The following is a 21,395-nucleotide window of genomic DNA, read 5'->3' as shown; positions in this document are numbered from 1 at the left end:
GAGATGAGAGCCAGGTTCCTGGCGCGGTTCGCCGTCTTCGCCGAGTGTCTGCTCGTCGGGGTGTGGATCGCCGTCGCCGCGCTGCCCCTCGTCACCCTCCCCGCGGCGCTCGCCGCCGGCGCCGCGCACCTGCGCCGCTGGACCGCGGACGAGGAGACCGGGCTGCGGTCCTTCGTCGCCGACCTGCGCGGGGCCCTGCGGGGCGGGGGGTGGTCGGCGGGCCTCGGCTACGGGGCGGTGCTCGCCCTGGTGGGCGCCGACCTCCTGTTCGTACGGGCGCTGCCCGTGCCCGGCGGTCGGGCCGCGGGAGCCCTCGCCATCCTCGCGGCGCTCTGGCTGACCGTCAGCCTGCTGAGGGCGGTCACGGCCTGGCGCCCGGACCGGCGCTGGCGCGACCTGCTCGGCCCCGCGGCCCGCCGCGCGCTGCGCGACCCGGCGGGCTCCCTCCTCGTCGTCTGCGGCCTGGCGGTGATCGTCGCGTCGGCCTGGTTCTCCGCCCCCCTGGCCCTCCCGGCCCTGGGCGTCCTCGTCGCCTCGGCCCTGGCGGCGGAACGCCGCCGGCCGTCTCCGGCCGCGGCCTGATCCGTCGGTCCGAACCGGGGCCCGGTCCCGCACCCCGCCCCTCCCCGCACCCCGCCCCTCCCCGCACCCCACCCCTCCCCGCCTCCTCCCGCTTCCGTCGGCATGCCCTCCTCGGCATGCCCATGAAAGGAGCTCCCTTTGTCCTCCGTACCTCGTCGCTCCCTCCTCAAGGCCGCCGCCGCGGCCGGGGCCGCCGTGCAGTTCAGCTGGGCGCTCGGGCGTGGGGACGCCCGGGCCGCCGCGGCCGCCGAGGCTCCGGCGGACGAACGGCCCGCGAGCGTCAGCTGGCTGGAGCCCGGTGGGCTCGGTGCCGCCGCCGGGTCGACCTTCGGCGTCGCCTGGCCCAAGGGCGTCCACCCCGGCGACCAGGCCTTCGCGCTCACCACCGCCGACGGTGCCGACGTGCCCGTGCAGACCTGGACCACCGCCCGCTGGCCCGACGGCTCCCTCAAGTGGACCGCGCACGCCGTCGGTCCCGAGGCCGCCGGGGCCGAGCGGTTCACCCTCGCGCCCGGCACCCCCGCGACCGCCGCGAAGACCGTCTCCGTCACCGAGACCGGGCGCCGGATCACCATCGACACCGGCACCGTCCGGGCCGTCGTCTCCAAGGACGGCGGGAAGCTCGTCGAGTCCGTCACCCGCGACGGTGTGAAGATCGCCACCGACGGGCGGCTCGTCCTGCTGCGGCAGAGCGACCTCGACGACGGCGACCACGGCGACGCCAAGTGGGACCGGTTCGACGGCGAGATCTCCGATGCCGTCGTCGAACAGCGTGGCCCCGTCCGGGCCGTGGTCCGCATCGACGGCAAACACCGCAAGGGAAGCCGCAGTTGGCTGCCCTTCTCCGTACGCCTCTACTTCTACGCGGGCTCCGAGTCGTTCCGTATGGTCCACACCATCACCTATGACGGCGACCAGCGGAAGGACTTCATCCGCGGCCTCGGCGTCCGCTTCACCGTCCCCCTGCGGGACGCCGTGTACGACCGCCACGTCCGGATCGCCGGCGAGGGCGCCGGGTTCCTCACCGAGGCCGTCCAGGGCATCACCGGACTGCGCCGTGACCCCGGGGCCGCCGTCCGCACCGCCCAGGTCAAGGGCGAGAGGCTGCCCGACCCCGCCACCTGGGACCAGCGCGTCACCACCCGTATGCAGTACGTCCCGACCTGGGGCGACTACACCCTCGCCCAGCTCTCCGCCGACGGCTTCACCCTCCGCAAGCGCACCCGGCCCGGCCACGGCTGGATCCCCGCCGGCGGCGGCCGTCGCGCGAGCGGCTTCGGCTACGTCGGAGGCGTGACCGGCGGACTCTCCTTCGGCCTGCGGGACTTCTGGCAGAAGCACCCCGCCCAGCTCGACATCCGCGGCGCCGCCGGTGACGCGGCCGAGGTCACCCTCTGGCTCTGGTCGCCCGAGGCCCAGCCCATGGACCTGCGCTTCTACCACGACGGCATGGGCCAGGACACCTTCCCCGAGCAGCTCGAAGGCCTCAACATCACCTACGAGGACCACGAGCCCGGCTTCGGCACCCCGTACGGCATCGCCCGCACCAGCGAGCTGATGTTCTGGGCCAACGCCGCCACCCCCACCGCCGCGAAGCTGGTCGACCAGGCCGCCGCCGTCCGCACCCCGCCGCAGCTCGCCGTCAGCCCCGAAGACCTCGTCCGTGCCCGGGTGTTCGGCGGACTGTTCTCGCCCGTCGACCGCTCCACCCCCGCCAGGGCGACCATCGAGGACCACCTCGACTACCTCTTCACCTACTACAAGGACCAGGTGGAGCAGCGCCGTTGGTACGGCTTCTGGGACTACGGCGACATCATGCACACCTACGACGAGGACCGGCACCAGTGGCGGTACGACGTCGGCGGCTACGCCTGGGACAACTCCGAGCTCTCGCCCGACCTGTGGCTCTGGTACGCCTATCTCCGCTCCGGCCGCGCCGACATCTTCCGCTTCGCCGAGGCCATGACCCGGCACACCGGCGAGGTCGACGTCTACCACCTCGGTACGTGGGCCGGCCTCGGCACCCGGCACGGCGTCCAGCACTTCGCCGACAGCGCGAAGCAGCAGCGCATCTCCACCGCCGTCTACCGCCGCCCCTACTACTTCCTCACCGCCGACGAACGCGTCGGCGACCTCATGCACGACCTGGTCGACTCCGACGAGACCTTCCTCGCCCTCGACCCCATCCGCAAGATCCGTACCGAGCCCTACACCCCCGACCGGCACGCCCTCTCCATCGGTTTCGGCACCGACTGGAGCGGTCTCGCCGCCGCCTGGCTCACCGAATGGGAACGCGGCGGACCCAAGGCCGCCAAGGCAGAGGCCCGGCTCCGCTCCACCATGGAGACCATCGCCGCCCAGCCCAACGGCTTCGTCCAGGGCACCGGCCTGTACGACCTCGACACCGGCCGCTTCGCCATCGCCGACAAGCCGGTCGTCGGCGTCTCCCACCTCTCCGCGATGTTCGGCCTGGTCGAGATGTGCGCCGAGCTCATCGAGCTCGTCGACCAGCCGAGGTTCAAGGAGGCCTGGCTCGACTACTGCCGCTACTTCAACGCCTCCAAGACCGAGCAGGCCGCCCGCTACGGCCAGAACTTCGGCACCCTCCTCCTCTTCCAGGGCCACTCGCGCCAGGACGCCTACGCGGCGGCCCAGTCGAACGACACCAGGCTCGCCCAGCGCGCCTGGGCCAAATTCGACAAGAGCGACGGCTACACCGCCGCCATGGTCTGGGACAAGACGCCCGTCCAGGGGCCGGCCGCCCTCGAACCGGGCTACGAGCACCTGTGGATCAGCACCAACACCACGGCCCTGTACGGACTGGCCGCCATCCAGAACCTCGCCCTCGTCGGCGACCACCTGCCCACGTGACCATCGGAGGCCACCCGATGAGGAAGACGGCCCTGCCCGCCGCCGCGGCGTCCCTGCTCGCACCCTCGCTCTGACGACGGAGAAGCGGGCGGCGCGGCTGCTCCGCCAAGCCGGGCCCGAGTGGCCTCGCCATCCTTGGACGTCCTGGCCGAAACGCACCTACTATGCCGGTGATCACCGCCGCCGTGACGTTCCACGGCGGCGTCACCGCATCCCGGGGGGGATTTCATGGACGCCTACAACGTGCCGGTCGGACCGGCTGCCGTGCGGGGCCCGCGCTTCAGATTCCGCAACCCGATCGGACCGGCGCTCGTCGTCCAGTCGCTGATCGCCACCCAGGCCCTCGCCGACGTCTACATCATCGCGTCCGGCGGCGAGGACTCGCCCTGGCTCGCCGAGGACATGGTCCCGTTCCCTGCCGTGCTCCAGGTGTCGTGCTGGATCGCGTTCATCGTCTGGTTCTTCCGCGTCCGCAGCAACGCCGAGGTCCTCGCCCCGGGCAGCCACAAGTACCCGGTGGGCTTCGCCATCGGCGCCTGGGCCATCCCGCTCGCGATGTGGTGGCTGCCGCGCCGCATCACCCTCGACATCCACCGGGCCGGCGGCCCGCCCCGCGACGCCTGGCTGATCAACGCCTGGTGGTTCGTCTGGCTCCTCGACGGCCCGCTCTCGGTCGCCTTCCACTTCCTGGTCCTCGACCACTTCGACTACCGCAACCCGGTCGACCAGAGCCTCAACATCCTCTGCGCGATCCTGGCGATCGCGGTCATCCGCCGGGTCACCGCCGCCCAGCCGGCCGGTCCCCTGCCGTACTTCAACATGACCTGAGCCCCGGCCCCCCGCCGGGGGACCGGGGAACACGGTCAGCCGAGCGGGGTGAAGGCGAGGGAGAAGGCGGCCGGGGCCGCGTCGAGCCGGTGCTCCGGCAGCACCCCCGGTCCGCAGGACTGCGAGCCGATGCCGTGCTGGGCGTGGTCCAGGTGCAGCCACAGCGTGTCGCCCGGCACCAGCTCGCCGCGGTGGGCGGCCGCGTCCAGCCGCTCGGTGGTCCAGCGGCGGGCCGTGAACGCGAACACCGGGTCGCCCTCCACCCGTAGACCCGCCGTCGGGGAGGTCAGCTCCACCCACCGCGTGTCGATCCGGGCCCCGTTCTCCTGCGGCCGCAGGTACGGGGTGTGGAGTGCGCCCACGGTCGCCTCCCAGCGGCCGAGCCGCGCCGCCTCCCGGGTGTCGGGGTACGCCTCGCCCGGCCCCGCGCCGTACCAGATCGCCCGGTCCAGCACGGCCGGCAGCCCGAGCCGGACCCCGAGCCGGGGGAGCGGCACCCGCCAGTCGCCCTCGGGGACCACCTCGACGTCGAGCCGCAGCGCGGTGCCGTCCGAGGTCCAGCGGTACGTGGTGCGGAGGCCGACGTCCGACGCGGCGGGTGCGACCCGCGACCGCACGGTCAACCCCCCGTCGTCCGCGACGACTTCGTCCGTACGGTGCCGCATCCGGTGCAGTCCGAGCGCGCGCCAGGCCGGGCCGTGGCGGTCCTCGGGCTGCCAGGGCGCGCCCTCGTCGTTGTCGGTCGGCGCCCGCCAGACGTCGAGGCGCGGGGCGGCGGTGACGGGCAGGGAGCCCAGGGCCAGGAGGAGACCGCTCCGGGAGTCGAAGACGCCGGGACCGAGAGTGGTCCGGTCGGCCGTGCGCGCCGGGTGGACGGTCGGCAGAGGCACGCGGCGGGCCGGCGCGCCGGCCGGGATCTGTCCCCAGGCGATCTCGTGCCCGGCGGGCGCCCACGCCGTGTCGTGCGCGAGCAACGCCCGTACCGTCCAGAGGGTTTCCGCCCCGGCGGGGTGTGCGGGCGGTGCGGGAAGCGCGATCCGCGCGCTCGCTCCGGCGGCGAGCGCGGGCACCTCCAGGGGGCCGGTGGCGAGGCTCTCCCCGTCGGCCAGGAAGGCCCAGGTGAAGGCGAGATGCGCGAGGTCGGAGACGTCATGGCCGTTGGTCACCAGGACCGTGCCGGCTCCTCCGTCGGCGATGCGGACCGGCTCGACGACCTTCTTGTACTCCAGGAGTCCCGGCGACGGCGTCCGGTCGGGGAAGAGCAGTCCGTCACAGACGAAGTTGCCGTCGTGCAGCTCCTCCCCGAAGTCGCCGCCGTAGCCGTACCCGTGGACCGGATGGACGAGACCGTGGTCGATCCACTCCCAGACGAAGCCGCCCTGGCAGCGCTCGTACGTCTCGAAGAGCCGCTGGTAGTCGGCGAGTCCGCCGGGACCGTTGCCCATCGCGTGCGCGTACTCGCAGAGGATGAACGGGAGTCGGCGACGGGCCTCGGGCCCCTCGTCGGCCCGGCGGCCGATCTCGTCGACCTCGGCGTGCGGCGGGTACATCCGGGAGTAGACGTCGGTGTCCGCACAGGAGTGGTCACCCTCGTAGTGGACCAGGCGGGACGGGTCCCGGTCGCGGATCCAGCGCGCCATCGCGGTCAGACCGGCCCCGGTGCCGCACTCGTTGCCCAGCGACCACATCACCACCGAGGGGTGGTTCTTGTCCCGCTCGACCAGCCGGGCCGCCCGGTCGAGCAGCGCCGGGGTCCAGCGCGGGTCGTCGACCGGGTTGCCCTCCCAGGCCAGCTCCGCGAAGCCATGGGTCTCCAGGTCGCCCTCGTCGATCACCCAGAGCCCGTACGTGTCGCAGAGGTCGAGGAAGGCGGGGTGGGGCGGGTAGTGGGAGGTGCGGACGGCGTTGATGTTGTGCCGCTTCATCAGCTCGACGTCCTGGCGCATGGTCGCGAGGTCCAGGCTGCGGCCGCGCTCCGGGTGGAACTCGTGCCGGTTCACGCCACGGAAGAGCACCCGGCGCCCGTTCACCGTCAGGACGCCGTTCTCGACGGCCACCGTCCGGAAACCGATGCGCAGCGGCACCCGCTCCCCGCCGGCCGCGAGCTCGGCCTCGTACAGGCGGGGGACCTCGGCGCTCCACGGCTCGACCGGCACCGTGGCCGCCTCGCCGGTGGCGAGGTCGAGGCCGAGCTCGGGCACGGTCACCCGGCCCGGCACGTCGCACTCCACCCGCAGGGTTCCGGCGCCGGTGACGTGGTCGTACGAGGCATGGGTGAAGAAGTCGCCGGGCGCGCCCTCCGGCCGGTGCAGCAGGGTCACGTCACGGAAGACGCCCGGCAGCCACCACTGGTCCTGGTCCTCCAGGTAGGAGCCGGAGGACCACTGGTGGACGCGGAGGGCGAGGACGTTGTCCCGGGGCTCGAGGAGGTGGCCGACCGCGAACTCGTGGGCGAGGCGCGAGCCCTTGAACTCGCCCAGCTCCACGCCGTTCAGCCAGACCCGGGCGCAGGACTCGACCCCGTCGAGACGGAGCACCGCGCCGCCGGCCACCGGCCAGTCGGCGGGCAGGTCGAAGCGGCGCAGATGGTCGCCGGTCGGGTTCTCGGTGGGGACGCGGGGCGCGTCGACGGGGAAGGGATAGCGGACGTTGGTGTAGACGGGGCCGCCGTACTCGCCGCCCGCGGGGTCGCCGTACCGGCCGCCCGCCGGCCCGCCGTACGCCTTGCCCTGGAGCACCCAGTGGCCCGGCACCGCCACGGTCCCCCAGGCGCCCGCGTCGAAGTCCGGCGCGGCGAAGGACTCGTCCTCGGCGTCGGCGGTGGGGGAGAGCCGGAAGGCCCAGTCCCCGTTCAGGGACAGGACGGCGGCGTCGGAGCGGGCGTACCAGGCACGCGGCGGGAGCGTGCCGCGACCCGGGGTGACGTCTTCGTACCAGGGCAGGGCGGACATGGTTCTCCTGTCGGAGACAGTGCGGGAGACAGTGCGGGAGAGAGCGTGTGAGAGGGCGCGGGAGAGAGCGTGTGAGAGGGCGGGGGAGGAAGGAGAGGGGAAACGGAGAACGAGGAGATCAGCGGCGCAGAAAGCGCCTTCCGTCCGCTGTCCATCCCATCGCGCGCGACGCCCCGGCACAACCCCGCTCGGCCACCCGACGCTTGGACTCTTCGCGGCCCGCCTGGACAGCTCGACGAGCGGCCGCTTAGGGTCGGGGTCCGAATCATCGACGGGCGCCGTTCGCCCGGAACACCGGGAACAGCCGAGGAGCGCGCACGTGATCACCCTCGCCGATGTCGCCCGCCACGCCGGGGTGTCGGCCAGCACCGTCAGCTACGTGCTCAGCGGCAAGCGCTCCATATCCGCCCCCACCCGCGAGCGGATCCAGCACAGCATCGACACCCTCGGCTACCGGCCGCACGCCGGCGCCCGCGCGCTCGCCAGCAGCCGTACCGGCATCCTCGCCCTGATGATGCCGCTCCGTACCGGTCTCTACGTGCCGGTCATGATGGAGATCGCGATGGCCGTCACCACCACGGCCCGCTCCCACGGCTACGACGTCCTGCTGCTCACCGGCGAGGAGGGCCCCGAGGCCGTCCGTCGCGTCGAGGGCAGCGCGATCGCCGACGCCATGATCGTCATGGACGTCGGACTCGACGACCCCCGGCTCCCCTGCCTCCAGGAGGCCGAGCGGCCCGCCGTCCTCATCGGCCTCCCCACCGAATCCGCGGAATCCGCCGACGCCGCCGGACTCGACTGCGTCGACCTCGACTTCGAGGCCGCCGGAGCGCGCTGCGTCGAGCACCTCGCCGGACTCGGCCATACCGGCATCGCCGTCCTCGGTGAACCGCCCGCCGTCTACGAGCGGGGTACGGGCTTCGCCGCCCGCACCCTCACCGGACTGCGCGCCGCCGCCGGGACCCATGGCGTCGGCCTGCTCCACCGGCCCGTCGACGGCACCTACGCGGCCGTCACCGCCGCCGTCACCCGCGTCTTCGAGGAACGCCCCGGCACCACGGCTTTCGTCGTCCAGAACGAGGCCGCCGTCGAGCCGCTGCTCGCGCTCCTGCGCCACCAGGGCCGCGCCGTGCCCGAGGACGTCTCCGTGGTCGCCATCTGCCCCGACCAGGTCGCCGTCCACGCCTCCGTACCGCTCACCGCCGTCTCCGTACCCGCCCCGGAGATGGGCCGCCTCGCCGTCGAACGGCTCGTCGGGCGCCTCGCCGGGGAGACGCCCCGGGGTACGGAGCTCATCCCGCCGCTGCTCACCGCGCGCGCGAGCACCGGCCCCGCCCTCACCGGCCCCACTGCCGGGGCCGCCCTGCCCGGACCCCACGGGTCCGGCTCCGCCCCCACCGAGGACCGTCGTGGTCGCGGCGGACACTGAGGCCGAGGAGAGCGCGGCCGAGTTCCGGGCGTTCTTCGAGCGCCACTACGCCGAACTCGCCCGTCTCGCCCACCTGTTGACGGGCGAGACCGACGCCGCCGACGACCTCGCCGCCGACGCCATGCTCGCGCTCTGGCACCGCTGGGACCGGGTGCGCGCCGCCGACCACCCCGCCGCCTACGCCCGCGGCGTCGTCACCAACCTCGTCCGCACCCGGATCCGCGGCACCGTCCGAGAGCGGCGCCGTATCGCCGCCTTCTGGGACCGGCGCCCCGACCACACCGAGGACCCGGACGTGCCCGCCGTCGTCGACGTGCGGACGGCGCTGCGCGCCCTGCCGTTCCGCAAGCGCGCCTGCGTCGTGCTCCGGCACGCCTTCGACCTCTCCGAACGCGACACCGCTCACGCGCTCGGCGTCTCCGTCGGTACGGTCAAGAGCCAGACCGCCAAGGGCATGGCCGAGCTCCAGAGGCTGCTCGGCCCCCAGGCCGCCACCGAACTCGCCGCGGGGAGGCGCTGATGGACGAGACACGGCTCCGCCACGAGCTGAGGGAGGCGGCGCTCGCGCACCGGCCCGACCACGCCCGCATGCTCGCCCGGGTGGAACGCGGCATGGCCGCACCCGCCCCTGCGGCCCAGCCGCCCCGGCCCGCGACCCGCTGGACCGGACGCCGCTGGACGGCCGTCGTGGCCGTCGCCGCGGCCGTCGTGGGAGTCGTCGGCCTCGGTGGTCTCGCCGCGACCACGCTGCACGACCGGCCCGCCGCGCCCGCCACCACGCTCCCCGCGCCCGGCCCGAGCGCACGGGCCACCGCCGCGATCGACCCCGGCAGCAACCGCTGGTGGGCGCAGAGCGATCTGGGCCTGACGACGGCCACCCCGGTCAGCGGCCTCACCGTCGAGCTGAGGATCGTCCGCAGCCCCGGCGTCGTGAGCACGGGCCACTGGCGCACCCGCCCCGCCGAGGACTTCACCGTGACGGTGACCGAGGAGGGCCGGGAGCTGGTCTACCGCTGGACACTCAAGCCGGGCCGGACGGTCCCGCCGGGCCCCCATGTCTTCGCCGGCCAGTACAACCACGCCGAAGGGGTACGGGACGCCTCGGCCGACACGTACACCGTCGTCCTGACGGGGGCCGACGGCGGCCGGTCGACCCTGCGCGGCGACTTCGGGACGCCCCGCCCGAAGTGACGACAGGGTCGGAATGACGACCAGGCCGGAATGACGACCATGGCGGAATGACGACCAGGCCGGAATGACGACCATGGCGGAATGACGACCAGGCCGGAATGACGGGCCGCCCGGGACGACGACCGGGCGGCCGGGTTCAGGCGCCCGTCGTGGAGCCTGGGCGGACGATCATCAGGACGACGACGACCGCCCAGAGGACGTTGAACATCCCGGTCACCATGGACAGCCGGGACGCGATGGGCCGCGCCTCCTCCTCCGTGGCCGCGCCCTCGGCGAGGGCGAGCAGGCGCCGCTGGCCCGGCAGGACGGCGAGGCCGAGCAGGGCCGCGGCGGCGACGGTCAGCACGAGCGAGACGATCAGCCACGCGTCGGTCAGTACACCGAGCTGGGCGCCGGTGGCGATGCCGAACACCGGCACGACGACACCGGCGACGGCGTACCCGGTGCAGACCCGGTGGAGGAGCACGGCCGCCCCCGTCCCCTCGGACCGGCCGTCCCCCTCCTTCCCGCCGCCGCAGGCCCGGAGCGCGAAGCGCGGGAACATCGAGGCGGCCACGGTGATCGACCCGACCGTGACGATCGCCACCAGGACGTGGACGGACAGCAGGAATTCGGTCACGGCGCATGCCTCCGGGCAAGAGCGGGATGTTCTGGCTGCCAATAGGTTGGCTACCAATACATACACTGCCTACGGCTCCCTTGTGTAGGCTGCCTACCCATGAAGGCGGATGCGGTGCGAGGGCACCTGGACGGACTGCTGCTCGCGGTGCTCGAACCGGGACCGCTGCACGGGTACGCGATCATCGCCGCGGTCCAGCAGCGCAGCGGAGGCGTGCTCGAACTGCGCACGGGCACCATCTATCCGGCCCTGAACCGGCTGGAGCGCACCGGCCTGCTGAGCAGCAGCTGGCAGTCCTCCGGGGAGCGGCGCCGCCGGTGCTACGAGCTGACGGACGAGGGCCGGCGCACGCTCGCCGGCGAACGCACGGCCTGGAACGAGTTCACCGCGGCGATCGGTTCGGTCCTCAACCCCACCACACCGCACGGGCTCGCCACATGACCGCCGCAGGTGTGGGCGCCGACACCGATGCCGCCGACACCGATGCCGCCGACGCCGATCCCGCCGGCACCGACACCGATGCCGCCGATCCCGTCGGCGACCCGCTCGCCGCGTACGTCGCCGACCTCACCGCCGCCCTGCACGGGCCCGCCCGGACCAAGGACCGGATGATCGAGGAGATCCGCGGCGGACTCGAGGACACGGCGGACGCGCAGATCGAGCGGGGCGTCCCACGGCGCGAGGCGATCGGTGCGGCGGTCCGGGAGTTCGGGACCGTCGACGAGCTCGTCCCGAGCTGTCAGCGGGAGCTGACCCTCGCCCAGGCCCGGCACACCGCCCGGGTCGTGGCGCTCACCGCACCCTTCCTGATCGCCTGCTGGTACCTCACCGGCGTGACCGCCCGGGAACCCGCGGGATCGGTTCTCCACACCTCACGACTTCTGGCCGCGCACCTGTCCGGAGTCTCGATCGCCGCCACCCTGCTCGCCGCCGCGGCTCTGGCGACCACCGGAACCCTCGCCCGCCGGCTGTCCCCACCGGCCCGGCTGCCGGCAGTGGTCGCCTGGACCGGCACGACCGCCGGAGCCGCCATGGCGGTGACGACGCTCGCCCTCGTCACCGCCGCCGCGCTCGCGACGAACTGGCCGCTGCTCGCCTTCGCCGGCGCGCTCGCGGCCGCCTCCCACGCCGTCGTGGCGACCTCGGCCCGCGCCTGCCGCCGCTGCGCGCGGCTGCCGGTCCTGGGGGCGCCGGAGCCCGGCTGATGCCGGACGTCGCGCGAGGGCACCCGGGGGGACCTCCCCGGGGCGTCTGCGTGGGGCGTTTGAGAAGGCCGTCCGCTCCGTCACGATGAGGGGATGAGCAACGGTTTCGCCACACGCGTCCTGGACGTCACCACCGGAGGATCGGAGAGGGTGTACGACCTGACCGGGGAGTGCGTCGCCTTCCTTGCCGAGGTGGCACAGGGGCGGGGAGGCCTCCTCAACGTCTTCACGCCCCACGCGACGACGGGCGTGGCGCTGATCGAGACGGGCGCGGGCAGCGACCACGACCTGCTGACGGCCCTGCACCACCTGCTCCCCGCCGACGAACGCTGGCAGCACCGCCACGGAAGCCGGGGCCACGGCCGTGACCACGTCCTGCCGGCCCTCGTCGCCCCGCACGCGACGCTCCCCGTGATCGACGGCGAACTGGCGCTCGGCACCTGGCAGTCGGTGTGCCTGGTGGACACGAACAAGGACAACCCCGACCGCCGGGTCCGCCTGTCGTTCCTCGGGTAGCGGACACGGCGGGTCGTCCCGGAAGCGGGCGAGGGCTCAGCAGGAGCGGCCGGCGCCCGCGTGGCGGTCGACGAGGGCCGGCACGGCCCGCGGGTGGTCGACCCGGGTGCGCAGGACGGGGGTCCAGCCCGCGTCGGCCCGCAACAGCTCCTCGGGGAACCGGGCGTTGTGGACGGCGAGGAGGTCGACCGGCTTGCCGTTCACGTAGTTGCCCACGGTGGTGACGGGCGCGTCCTTCCACTTCTTGAGGATCCTGCCCGCCGGTACGTCCCCGGCGAGCGTGAACGCGTTCTTCTCCGCGAAGAGCTGGGACTCCTGCCCGATGCCGAGGCTGTACGCGTACGCCGAACTCGGCACCACGAAGTGGTTGTTGTACGCGTCGACCTGCCCGAACCGGACCCGCGGCGCCCGCTCGATCACGTTCTTGAAGAGGTTGTGGTGCAGGGTGACCCGCAGCCTGCCCCGGTCCGTGGCGCCCGCGCTGTCGCTGTTGCCGATCATCAGGGTCTTGTCGTGGTCGGCGAAGACGTTCCACGAGATCGTGACGAGGTCCGCGCCCCGCACGACGTCCAGCTCGCCGTCGTGCTGCTGGTAGACCTCGCCGTAGTACGAGGGCAGCGAACTGTCCGGGTGGGCCCCGTCGGTGAAGGTGTTGTGATCGATCCAGACATGGGTAGAGCCGTACACGACCAGGCTGTCGTACTCGGAGTTCCACGCCCCGGTCGCGCCGTCCGTCGGGTCCCACTGCGGGAAGCAGTCGAGCGGGCTCTCCATCGTCAGATTGCGGACCACGACGTTGTCGACGCCCTGCACCTGGAGGCTGCCGCCGGTGATCCCGGCGTGCCTGCCGACACCGACGATCGTGGTGTTCGCGGGCACCTTGACCTTGATGGCCTTGCCCTGGGCGGTCGCGGACGCCGCCCGCAGGTCCTCCTGGGGGCCGCTGACCACGTTCTCGTAGCCCCAGACGGCGGGGTCGTAGTCGGCGAGATAGCGGGCGAAGTCGTAGCCCGGGGCCTCGAAGGCGGCGCAGCCGGCGGCGGTGGCGTTCAGTGTGCCCACGACCTTGACGATCCGGGGCTCGGTGCCGGGCACGGCCAGCGCGTCCCGGAACTCCTCCCAGCTGGTGACGGTGAAGACCCGGGAGGCGACGGCGGCCGCCCCTCCGGTGGTGCCGGTTCCCTCGGACGCCCAGCCGTCACCGGCCGGCAGCGTGGCGCGGGCGGGGTCGGCCCCGGGGCGCGGGGCGGCGTGGGCACCGGCCGCGGGTGCGGTCACCGTCAGGGTGAGGGCGGTCGCGGCCACCACTCCCAGTCGCGTGCGTCGGTTCACGATCGGCTCTCCTCGAACTCGGAAGCGGCAGGGGCGGGTTCGGGCCAGGTGATGAGCCCGGCGGGAATGTGGTCGTCCACGCGGCGCGTCTCGCGCGGGGCGAGGACATGGGTGCGGAGCAGCTCGGCGGTGACCAGCCGGGCCACCTCGATCGCCCCCGGTGGGTTGAAGTGGGTGTTGTCCTGCTCGGCCGCGGTCCAGTTGAAGTACGTCTTGGTGGCCTCGGGACCGAGCCGCTGCCACAGGGCGATCGACAGCGCCTCGACGTCGAGGAGGGGGACGTCCGACTCGCGGGCGGTCTCCCGCATCGCCGCCGGGTACGCGCCGAGCGTCCGCAGCGCGGTGCCGTCCACGTCGAACCTGCGCCGTTCGACGGAGGTGGCGAACACCGGAAGGGCGCCCCGGGACCGCGCGCCCTCGACGAAGACCCGCAGGTTGTCCTGGTAGGTGGTCCACGGTTCGGTGTAGCGGGTGGGATCGGCGGCCTTCTGGTCGTTGTGGCCGAACTGGATCAGGAGCAGGTCGCCGGGGCACAGCGCGGCCAGGATCGCCTCGAGCCGTCCCTCGTCGAGGAAGCTCTTGGTGCTGCGCCCGTTGACGGCGTGGTTGGCGACCCGAACGCCCCGGTGCAGGAAGAGGGGGAGGGCCATGCCCCAGCCGGTCTCGGGCGCGGCGTCGGCGTACTTCTGGGCGGCGGTGGAGTCGCCGGCGATGAAGAGGGTGCGCATGCGGGGGTGTCCTTGGGAACGGGCCGGGGGAGCCCCGGCCAGGGCGAGCGCGAGGCCCGCCCCGGCCGTGACCACCGCGCGGCGGCCGACGCTCACGGGTTCTGCTGCTTCCACTCGGCCTGCGCCGTGTTCAGCTGCTCGGCCAGGTGGTCGAGGAACTCCTTGGCGGTGGAGGTACCGAGCAGGACCTTCTGGAAGCCCGGCTCGTTCTCGGCCTTGGAGACCGTGTTCCAGTCCGGCAGGTAGTACGGCAGCTCCACGATCGTGGCCTTGCCGCTGAAGAGGACCTCGGCGCCGAGCTTCGTCGGCTCCGCCTCCTGGAGCCAGGGGTCCTGGGCGGCCTCCGTGTTGGCCGGGATGGCGCCGGCCGACTTGTTCCACTTGCTGTTGGAGGCGTGCGAGGCCGCGAACTCGATGAACTTCCAGGCCGCGGCCTTGTTCTTGCCGGAGGAGAAGAGCCCGAGCCCGTCGACCGGGTTGGAGACCTGCACCCGGGTGCCGTCGTCGAGGGTCGGGTTGGGGATGCCCCGGAACTTCTCCGTACCGAGGGCCTTCACGTGGTCCTGGTACGAGCCGAGGTTGTGGTTCAGCATGCCGATCTGGCCGCTGTCCCACTGCGCGACCATCTTGGTGAAGTCGTTGTTGACGTCGGCGGCCGGGGTGGTCTTCTTGAACAGGCCGGCGTACTTCTCGAGCGCGGCCACGTTCTTGGGGTCGTTGACGGTCGTCTTGTCGCCGTTCCAGAAGCTCGTGATGCCGCTCTGGCCGTACATGGCGTCCAGGGCCTGGGCGATCGAGCCCGCGCCGCCGCGGATCGTGTAGCCGAAGCGGTTCTTGTCGGTGGCCGTCAGCTTCTCGGCCGCCGTGTAGAACTTCGACCAGGTGGTGGGCTCCTGCAGGCCGGCCGCCTTGAACAGATCGGTGCGGTAGTACAGCACGCCGTTGCTCGCGGAGGTGGGGACGGTGAACAGCTTGTCCCGTCCGCCCGCCGACTTCACGCTCGCGACCATGCCGGCGTTCAGCCTGCCCTTGAGCGCGCTGCCCTCGATCCGTGCGTCCAGCGGCTCCAGGGCGTTCTGCGCGGCGATCCCGGCGAGCATCGCCGCGCCGACGCCGCCGACGTCCGGCAGGCCGTCGCCCTGGATCGCGGTGTCGTACTTCGACTGGACCTCCTTGGAGGCGATCCCGACGTACTCGACGTCGATGTCGGGGTTCGCCTTCTCGAAGTCCGCGATGATCTCCTTCCAGACGTCGGTGCGGACACCGCCGTTGTTGTCCCAGAAGGTGATCTTTCCCTTGCCCGATCCCTCGGCGCCCTTGCCGCCGCCCCCGCCGCTGCCGTCGTCACCGCAGGCGGTGGCGGTCAGGGCGAGGACGCCGGTCAGGGCGAGGGCGAGGGCGGCTCTGCGCCGTCCGCCGGGGAAGATGGTCATCGTCGGCTCTCTTCTCTCGGGGTGTTGCGGGGAGTACGGGGATGGGGTGTGGGGGAGTTCGGGGCGGGGCGCCGGTGGGGTGCCCCGGGTGATGCCGCTCAGGCGGCGGTGACGCGGAAGTCGGAGAACACGGCCGTCCCGGCGTGTCCCGTGCCTTCCGGCGCCCCGGCGAAGAGGCCGAGCAGTGCGCCGACCCAGCGCCAGGGCGTGGCGGCGAACTCCGGCCCGACCCGGATCGGACCGCCGTCGGAGCCGCCGTCGGAGCCGCCACCGGACCCGGACCCGGAGCCGGAGCCGGAGCCGGAGCCGGACCCGGAGCCGGAACCTGACCCGGGATCGGCGCCGGGAGCGGTGTAGTACGAGAAACGGCAGCGCGCGTCCGCCGTGACCTCGATGCGGAGCAGGACCCGGTTCCCGGTCAGCGGCCGGGAGCGGGCCGCGTCCCGTTCGCGGTCCGTGTTCGCCGGGGCGAACCGGTGGACGAGCCGGGCCGTGCCGTCCGGTGCCCGCTCCAGACCGATCCACGCGTACGCGTCCCCCAGGACGACGAGCCCCGCGCGGGCCCCGGGCGCCACCGAGTCGAGCCGGAGCCCGACCTCGACGACCACGGCCCCGGCGGGCAGCCGCTGGGTGAGGACGTGCGGCACGCTTCGGAGATCGGCCGACCGGTCCGACCGCACACAGTCGAGCCGCAGCCCGTCGCCCGTGTGCTGACTGGCCCAGCCCTCACCCGGGTTGGCGGTCCACTGCCACTGCCGGCCGAACCGGCCGCCGGGAAACGTGTCGTTCACGGCCGGCCGTGCGGGCGGCTGCTCCGGCAGGTCCGGCTTGCGGTGCACCCGGACCGGGGCGCCCTCGTCGCCGAGCACGGGCCAGCCGTCCGCGTCCCAGCGCATCGGCTGGAGATGGACGAGCCGGCCGTGCGCGCCCGACTGCTGGAAGTGCAGGAACCAGTCTTCGCCCGGCCCGGTGCGCACCCAGCCGCCCTGATGCGGGCCGTTGACGTCGGTGTCGCCCTGCGCGAGGACGATCCGCTCCTCGTACGGGCCGAAGAACGACCGCGACCGGAAGGCGCCCTGCCAGCCGGTGGCCACGCCCCCGGCCGGGGCGAAGATCCAGAACCAGCCGTCGTGCCGGTACAGCTTCGGGCCCTCCAGGGTGAACCAGCCGGGGAGCCGGTCGGCGTCCACGAGGACCCGGCCCTCGTCGAGGAGCCTCGTCCCGTCCGGGCTCATCCGGTGCCCGGTGAGCCGGTTGTTGAAGCCGGCGCGGGACTTCGCCCAGGCGTGCACGAGAAACGCCTCGCCCGACTCCTCGTCCCACAGCGGGCAGGCGTCGATCAGACCCCGGCCCGCCTTCACCAGGTGCGGGGCCGTCCACGGGCCGCGTACGGAAGGGGCGTTGACCTGGTGGATCCCGTGGTCGGGGTCGCCCCAGAAGATCCAGAACCGGCCGTCGTGATACCGGAACGAGGGCGCCCAGACCCCACGGTCGTGCCGGGGCTCCGTGAACGCGGCGGCCGGTTCGAGCCGCTCCAGGGCGTGTCCGACGAGCGTCCAGTTGACCAGGTCCCGGGAGTGCAGGAGCGGCAGCCCGGGGGCGCGGCCGAAGCTGGACGCCGTCAGGTGGTAGTCCTCGCCGACCCGGACCACGTCGGGGTCGGACCAGTCGGCGGCCAGCACGGGGTTGCGGTACGTACCGTCGCCGAGGTCCCCCGTCGGAAGGGCGGCACCGGCCCCCGTCACGACGTCACCGCCTTGCGCACCAGAGCCGCGGCCCCGTCCCGGTCGAGGCGGCCGTCGGCGACGACGGTCACCACCCGCCGTACGAAGGTCTCTCCGGCGGCCACCGGAAGCCGCTCGTCGTGGGCGAGCGAGGAACCGACGCCCGGGTACTCGGCCGCCCGGACGAACCACGGGTCCTCACGGGTCCGGGCGGTCGCCCCGGCGAACACCAGGGTCCAGCCCTCGCCCGCGAGGGCCACCCAGTTCGCGCGGGCCCCGTGCACCGCCGCCTCGCCGTCCGCGCCCGAACCTTCGGCGCCCACCCCGGACCCGAACACCACCGGAGCCGTCGCCTCCTTCGGCGCGCGCCAGAAGAAGCCGCCGTACGCGGCGCCCGGCCGGCCGTTCGTCGCGGGGCTGCCGATCGACAGGTCCCGCCCGGACACGTTGGTGAGGGAGAAGGTGAGGTCGAGCGCCCAGGCCGTCTCGGCGAGCGTGGTGGCCGCCACCGTCCGGTGCTCGCGGAGCAGCCGCTCGCCCCCGGCCGTCCAGGTCAGCTCCTCCACGAAGCCGTCCGGGTCGCACAGCTTGAACCCGTCGTGCCGCTGCACCCCGTGGTTGTCGAGCTCGACCGACCCGCGGTCGCGGACGAAGGTGCGGCCGCCCCAGAAGTTGTGGCCGGCGGCGTCGGGCACGGCGACGCCCACGCCGAGGTGGTGCGGATGGTCCTCGGGCACCGTCTCGGTCACCGGCCGGCCGCCGAGGGTCGTGACCGGGTGGAAGTACGGCCGGGGGGAGTGGTCGGGGGCCAGTTCGGGCCGGGTCGTGTACCGGGCGACGGCGCGGCCCGCGCAGCGCAGGACCGTCGGGGGCTCGGGGCTCATCGGGCCTCCGCCCGGGTCGACGGGGCCCAGGAGGCGCCGAGTTCGGAGAACAGCCTGAGCCCGTCGGCACTGGCGTCCACCAGGGCGTCGACGCCGTCGACGACCCGGCGCGGCGCGCTCTCGCCGGGCTCGGTGTGCCAGTGCGCGGCGGGTATCGCCAGCGGGTCGGGGGCCGTCCGTACCGCCTCGACGACCCGCATGAACGCGCCGGTCGCCGCCGGCGGCACCCACAGCGGCTCGCCGTCGGTGACGTGCGCGACGAGGTTCTCCAGGAGGTCGGTACGGGCGTACTCGGTCTCCACCGGTCCGTGCCCGGCGCGCTGCACGAGCACCCGGTCCTGCCGGTACCAGAAGGTGATCCGGCCCTGGGTGCCGTGGACGATGACGTACGGCTCCGAGGACCGCTCGGCGCAGAGCGTCGCCGCGACGGTGACCTGGGTGCCGGCCGAGGTGACGATCCGTACCGCAGAGGTGTCGTCGGACTCGATGGCGTGGGCGTGCAGCAGCTCGGTCTCGATGTGCTCGACGTCCTCGGCGCGGGTGGAGCCGGACAGGGCGAGCGCCGTGGCGACGGCGTGCGCGAGGGGGTTGGTGAGTGCCCCGTCGACGACGTCGGCGCCGCCGAGCCGGCGGTGGCCCGCCCAGGGGGCGCGTCGGAAGTAGGCCTCGTCACGGACCCAGGCCCCGGCCGCGCCGACGCCGAGGAGTTCGCCGATCGCACCCTCCGCGACCATCCGGCGGATCGCGGGCACCGCGTGCGACCCCAGCGACTGGAACCCGATCTGGCAGGCCACTCCGGCCGCCTCGACGCCGTCGGCCATCCGGCGGTACTCCGCGTACGACGGGGCCGGCGGCTTCTCCAGGAGGATGTGCGCCCCGTGCCGGGCGGCGGCGAGCGTCATGTCGGTGTGGGTCTGGATGGGGGTGCTGAGCACGGCGATCCGGGCGCCGGTGGAGGCGAGCAGCGCCTCGAAGTCGGCGGACTGCTCCGGGTGCCCGATGCCGTCGAGCTCGGCGGCGTCGAGCGGGCGCAGCTCGCAGACCCCGGCGAGGCGGACGAGTCCGCGCTCTTCGAGCCGGCGGATGTTCAGGAGGTGGCTGCGGCCGTGGCCGCGGGCTCCGGCGAGGACGACCGGCAGGGGTGTGTGTGCGGTGTTCATGTCTTCCCTGTGCACGGGGTTGCTGGTCATCCCTTCACCGCCCCGGCGCTGAATCCGGTGACCAGCCACTTCTGGATGAAGCCGAAGACGATGACGACGGGTACGGCGGCGATGACGCCGCCCGCGGCGAGCGCCCCGAGGTCGACGCTGTCGGCGCCCATGAGGGTGTTGAGGCCGACGGGGATCGTCTGCTTGTCCTGGCTGCTGAGGAACATCAGGGCGAAGAGGAAGTGGTTCCAGGCGTGCACGAAGGCGAAGGAGCCGACGGCGACCAGGCCGGGCCTGAGCAGTGGGAGGACGACGATCCGGAAGGCGGAGAAACGGTTGCAGCCGTCCACCCAGGCGGCCTCCTCCAGGGAGTACGGGACGTTCCTGATGAAGCCGCTGATAAGGATCATCGACAGCGGGAGCTGGAAGACGGTCTCGGCGATGATCACACTCCCCAGGGAGTTGATCATCTTCAGCTCGGCGAAGATCTGGAACAGCGGGACGAGGAGCAGGGCGCCCGGCACGAACTGCGAGCAGAGCAGGGCCAGCATGAAGCCCTTCTTGATCCTGAAGTCGAAGCGGGCCAGCGCGTAGCCGCCGGCGAGGGCGACCACGGTGGTGCTGATGAGCACCGCGACCCCGATGAGCAGGCTGTTCTGGAAGAAGACGCCGAAGCTCCGCTCGTTCCAGACCTTCTCGAAGTGCGCGGTCGTCATCGGCCAGGGCAGCAGTGAGGTGGAGCCGGCCGGGCGTACGGCGAAGAGCAGGATCCAGTAGAAGGGGACGAGGGTGAAGAGGAGGTAGATCCCGAGGGGCAGATAGATCTGCCAGCGGGGCACCTCGTCCCACGCCCTCCGCCTGGCGCGGGCTGCGGCGGGCGGCGTCCGGTCGGGGGGCGGCGGGACCTGCGCGGTCCCCGGGGAGGGAGCGGCCGTCAGGGTGGACTCGGCTGTCATGTGACGTCGCCTCCGAACTTGCTCAGGCGCAGATAGACCATCGAGCAGAAGAGAAGGATCACGAACGCCACCGTGGTGAGGGCGGAGGCGTATCCGAAGTTGTGGGCGTCGACGCTGGTGTGGGCGATGTACAGCGGCAGCGTGGTCGTCTCGCCCGCGGGGCCGCCGCCGGTCAGCGTGTACAGCAGGTCGACGTTGTTGAACTCCCAGACCGCGCGCAGCAGCGTGGAGAGGACGATCGCGTCCCGGATGTGCGGCAGGGTGATGTGGACGAACTGCCGTACCCGGCCAGCCCCGTCGACCTCGGCCGCCTCGTACAGGTCCTTCGGCACGGACTGCAGGTCGGCCAGGATGAGGATGGCGAAGAACGGCACCCCGCGCCAGAGATCGGCGACGATGGCCGCCGGGAACACGGTCGAGGTGTCGGAGAGCCAGGACGTGCCGTACGTGCCGAGGCCCATGTCGGCGAGGTAACGGCTGATCCCGGTCTGGGAGTTGTAGAGCAGCACCCAGATCGCGGAGGTGAGTACGCCCGAGACGGCCCATGGGGAGAAGACCAGGGCCCGGCCCAGGGCGCGGCCCACGAAGGTCTGGTTCACGATGAGCGCGAGCGCGAGACCGAAGAGGAGCTGGAGCGTCACCTCGACGACGACCCACTTGAGGCTGAAGGTCAGCGTTCCCCAGAACCGTGGGTCGTCCGTGAGGATCCGGGTGAAGTTGTCGAGTCCCGCGAAGCCGTTCCGCCAGGGCTTCGTGGGGTTGTAGTGCTGGAGGCTGTAGTAGAAGACGCTGATCACCGGGTAGGCGATGAAGCCCAGCATCAGCAGGCCGGCGGGGGCGATCAGCAGGTACGGCAGTCGTCGGGGGGTCGCTCCCGTGCGACGGCGGCTCCGTGCCGTGACGGCTTGGGGCGGTGGGGTCACAGCTGAGGCCATGACGGCGGCTCCGTTCTCGGTGAAGCGCTTCGCGAACGACGTTCGAGATTTCGGACAGGATGG

General features: G+C 72.9%; 19 protein-coding genes. 9 read left to right on the top strand and 10 right to left on the bottom strand.

The genetic code is table 11. The features are described 5' to 3' along the window. Positions 1 to 3: 3 nt before the first annotated feature. The 3 genes from E0F75_RS06100 (at position 4) to E0F75_RS06090 (ending at position 4,281) form a co-directional block, all read left to right on the top strand. Positions 4 to 582: a hypothetical protein gene (locus E0F75_RS06100; RefSeq protein WP_187621425.1), complete on the top strand. Its 579-nt coding sequence runs from the start codon at positions 4 to 6 to the stop codon at positions 580 to 582. Positions 583 to 720: 138 nt separating this feature from the next. After that, complete coding sequence (locus E0F75_RS06095; RefSeq protein ID WP_187621424.1) at positions 721 to 3,453, top strand: Tat pathway signal sequence domain protein; 2,733 nt, start codon at positions 721 to 723, stop codon at positions 3,451 to 3,453. Positions 3,454 to 3,681: 228 nt separating this feature from the next. After that, entirely contained in the window at positions 3,682 to 4,281 is a 600-nt protein-coding gene (locus E0F75_RS06090; RefSeq protein ID WP_187621423.1) for a DUF4328 domain-containing protein, read from the top strand. A 35-nt stretch (positions 4,282 to 4,316) separates the two neighbouring features. Here E0F75_RS06090 and E0F75_RS06085 read toward each other — a convergent pair whose 3' ends face one another. Then, entirely contained in the window at positions 4,317 to 7,232 is a 2,916-nt protein-coding gene (locus tag E0F75_RS06085) for a glycoside hydrolase family 2 TIM barrel-domain containing protein (RefSeq protein ID WP_187621422.1), read from the bottom strand. A gap of 319 nt (positions 7,233 to 7,551) precedes the next feature. Between E0F75_RS06085 and E0F75_RS06080 the strand changes: the two genes are divergently transcribed. From E0F75_RS06080 to E0F75_RS06070, 3 genes are read left to right on the top strand one after another with little or no spacing between them, the layout of a single operon-like run. After that, positions 7,552 to 8,661, top strand: coding sequence for a LacI family DNA-binding transcriptional regulator (locus tag E0F75_RS06080; protein WP_187621421.1), 1,110 nt, complete (start codon positions 7,552 to 7,554; stop codon positions 8,659 to 8,661). After that, a complete protein-coding gene (locus E0F75_RS06075; protein WP_187621420.1) occupies positions 8,642 to 9,181 on the top strand; it encodes a SigE family RNA polymerase sigma factor in 540 nt (179 codons plus the stop codon). The genes E0F75_RS06080 and E0F75_RS06075 overlap by 20 nt, the downstream gene beginning before the upstream one ends. Next, entirely contained in the window at positions 9,181 to 9,852 is a 672-nt protein-coding gene (locus E0F75_RS06070; RefSeq protein WP_187621419.1) for a hypothetical protein, read from the top strand. Before E0F75_RS06075 ends, E0F75_RS06070 begins: the two co-directional genes overlap by 1 nt. 136 nt (positions 9,853 to 9,988) lie before the next feature. Here the strand turns inward: E0F75_RS06070 and E0F75_RS06065 are convergent, their stop codons facing one another. Next, the gene (locus tag E0F75_RS06065) at positions 9,989 to 10,471 is read right to left on the bottom strand and encodes a hypothetical protein (RefSeq protein WP_187621418.1); all 483 of its coding nucleotides are present in this window, start codon (positions 10,469 to 10,471) and stop codon (positions 9,989 to 9,991) included. A gap of 99 nt (positions 10,472 to 10,570) precedes the next feature. Here E0F75_RS06065 and E0F75_RS06060 point away from each other — a divergent pair, with 99 nt between their 5' ends. The 3 genes from E0F75_RS06060 (at position 10,571) to E0F75_RS06050 (ending at position 12,192) form a co-directional block, all read left to right on the top strand. Then, a complete protein-coding gene (locus E0F75_RS06060) occupies positions 10,571 to 10,912 on the top strand; it encodes a PadR family transcriptional regulator (protein ID WP_187621417.1) in 342 nt (113 codons plus the stop codon). Further along, positions 10,909 to 11,676: a permease prefix domain 1-containing protein gene (locus E0F75_RS06055; protein ID WP_187621416.1), complete on the top strand. Its 768-nt coding sequence runs from the start codon at positions 10,909 to 10,911 to the stop codon at positions 11,674 to 11,676. Before E0F75_RS06060 ends, E0F75_RS06055 begins: the two co-directional genes overlap by 4 nt. A gap of 93 nt (positions 11,677 to 11,769) precedes the next feature. Beyond that, entirely contained in the window at positions 11,770 to 12,192 is a 423-nt protein-coding gene (locus tag E0F75_RS06050) for a YjbQ family protein (RefSeq protein ID WP_187621415.1), read from the top strand. 36 nt (positions 12,193 to 12,228) lie between these two features. Here the strand turns inward: E0F75_RS06050 and E0F75_RS06045 are convergent, their stop codons facing one another. From E0F75_RS06045 to E0F75_RS06010, 8 genes are all read right to left on the bottom strand, one after another. Beyond that, positions 12,229 to 13,524, bottom strand: a complete 1,296-nt coding sequence (locus E0F75_RS06045) for a polysaccharide lyase family 1 protein (protein ID WP_187621414.1) — start codon at positions 13,522 to 13,524, stop codon at positions 12,229 to 12,231. Beyond that, entirely contained in the window at positions 13,521 to 14,348 is an 828-nt protein-coding gene (locus E0F75_RS06040; protein WP_187621413.1) for a rhamnogalacturonan acetylesterase, read from the bottom strand. Before E0F75_RS06040 ends, E0F75_RS06045 begins: the two co-directional genes overlap by 4 nt. Further along, the gene (locus E0F75_RS06035; protein WP_187621412.1) at positions 14,345 to 15,685 is read right to left on the bottom strand and encodes a sugar ABC transporter substrate-binding protein; all 1,341 of its coding nucleotides are present in this window, start codon (positions 15,683 to 15,685) and stop codon (positions 14,345 to 14,347) included. The genes E0F75_RS06040 and E0F75_RS06035 overlap by 4 nt, the downstream gene beginning before the upstream one ends. A 98-nt stretch (positions 15,686 to 15,783) precedes the next feature. After that, the gene (locus E0F75_RS06030) at positions 15,784 to 17,430 is read right to left on the bottom strand and encodes a glycoside hydrolase 43 family protein (protein ID WP_187621411.1); all 1,647 of its coding nucleotides are present in this window, start codon (positions 17,428 to 17,430) and stop codon (positions 15,784 to 15,786) included. Then, on the bottom strand, positions 17,427 to 18,293 hold the full coding sequence (locus E0F75_RS06025) for a PmoA family protein (RefSeq protein ID WP_187621410.1): 867 nt from the start codon (positions 18,291 to 18,293) through the stop codon (positions 17,427 to 17,429). The genes E0F75_RS06030 and E0F75_RS06025 overlap by 4 nt, the downstream gene beginning before the upstream one ends. After that, positions 18,290 to 19,453 carry a Gfo/Idh/MocA family protein gene (locus tag E0F75_RS06020; RefSeq protein WP_374115372.1) on the bottom strand — a complete coding sequence of 388 codons (1,164 nt, stop codon included), beginning with the start codon at positions 19,451 to 19,453 and terminating at the stop codon, positions 18,290 to 18,292. Before E0F75_RS06020 ends, E0F75_RS06025 begins: the two co-directional genes overlap by 4 nt. 26 nt (positions 19,454 to 19,479) lie before the next feature. Next, positions 19,480 to 20,397, bottom strand: a complete 918-nt coding sequence (locus E0F75_RS06015; protein ID WP_187621408.1) for a carbohydrate ABC transporter permease — start codon at positions 20,395 to 20,397, stop codon at positions 19,480 to 19,482. Beyond that, complete coding sequence (locus tag E0F75_RS06010; RefSeq protein WP_187621407.1) at positions 20,394 to 21,332, bottom strand: carbohydrate ABC transporter permease; 939 nt, start codon at positions 21,330 to 21,332, stop codon at positions 20,394 to 20,396. The genes E0F75_RS06015 and E0F75_RS06010 overlap by 4 nt, the downstream gene beginning before the upstream one ends. Positions 21,333 to 21,395: the final 63 nt, after the last annotated feature.

The organism is Streptomyces sp. CB02980, from assembly GCF_014451325.2.
Classification (GTDB): domain Bacteria; phylum Actinomycetota; class Actinomycetes; order Streptomycetales; family Streptomycetaceae; genus Streptomyces.
This window is presented reverse-complemented; position numbering and strand designations above follow the sequence as displayed.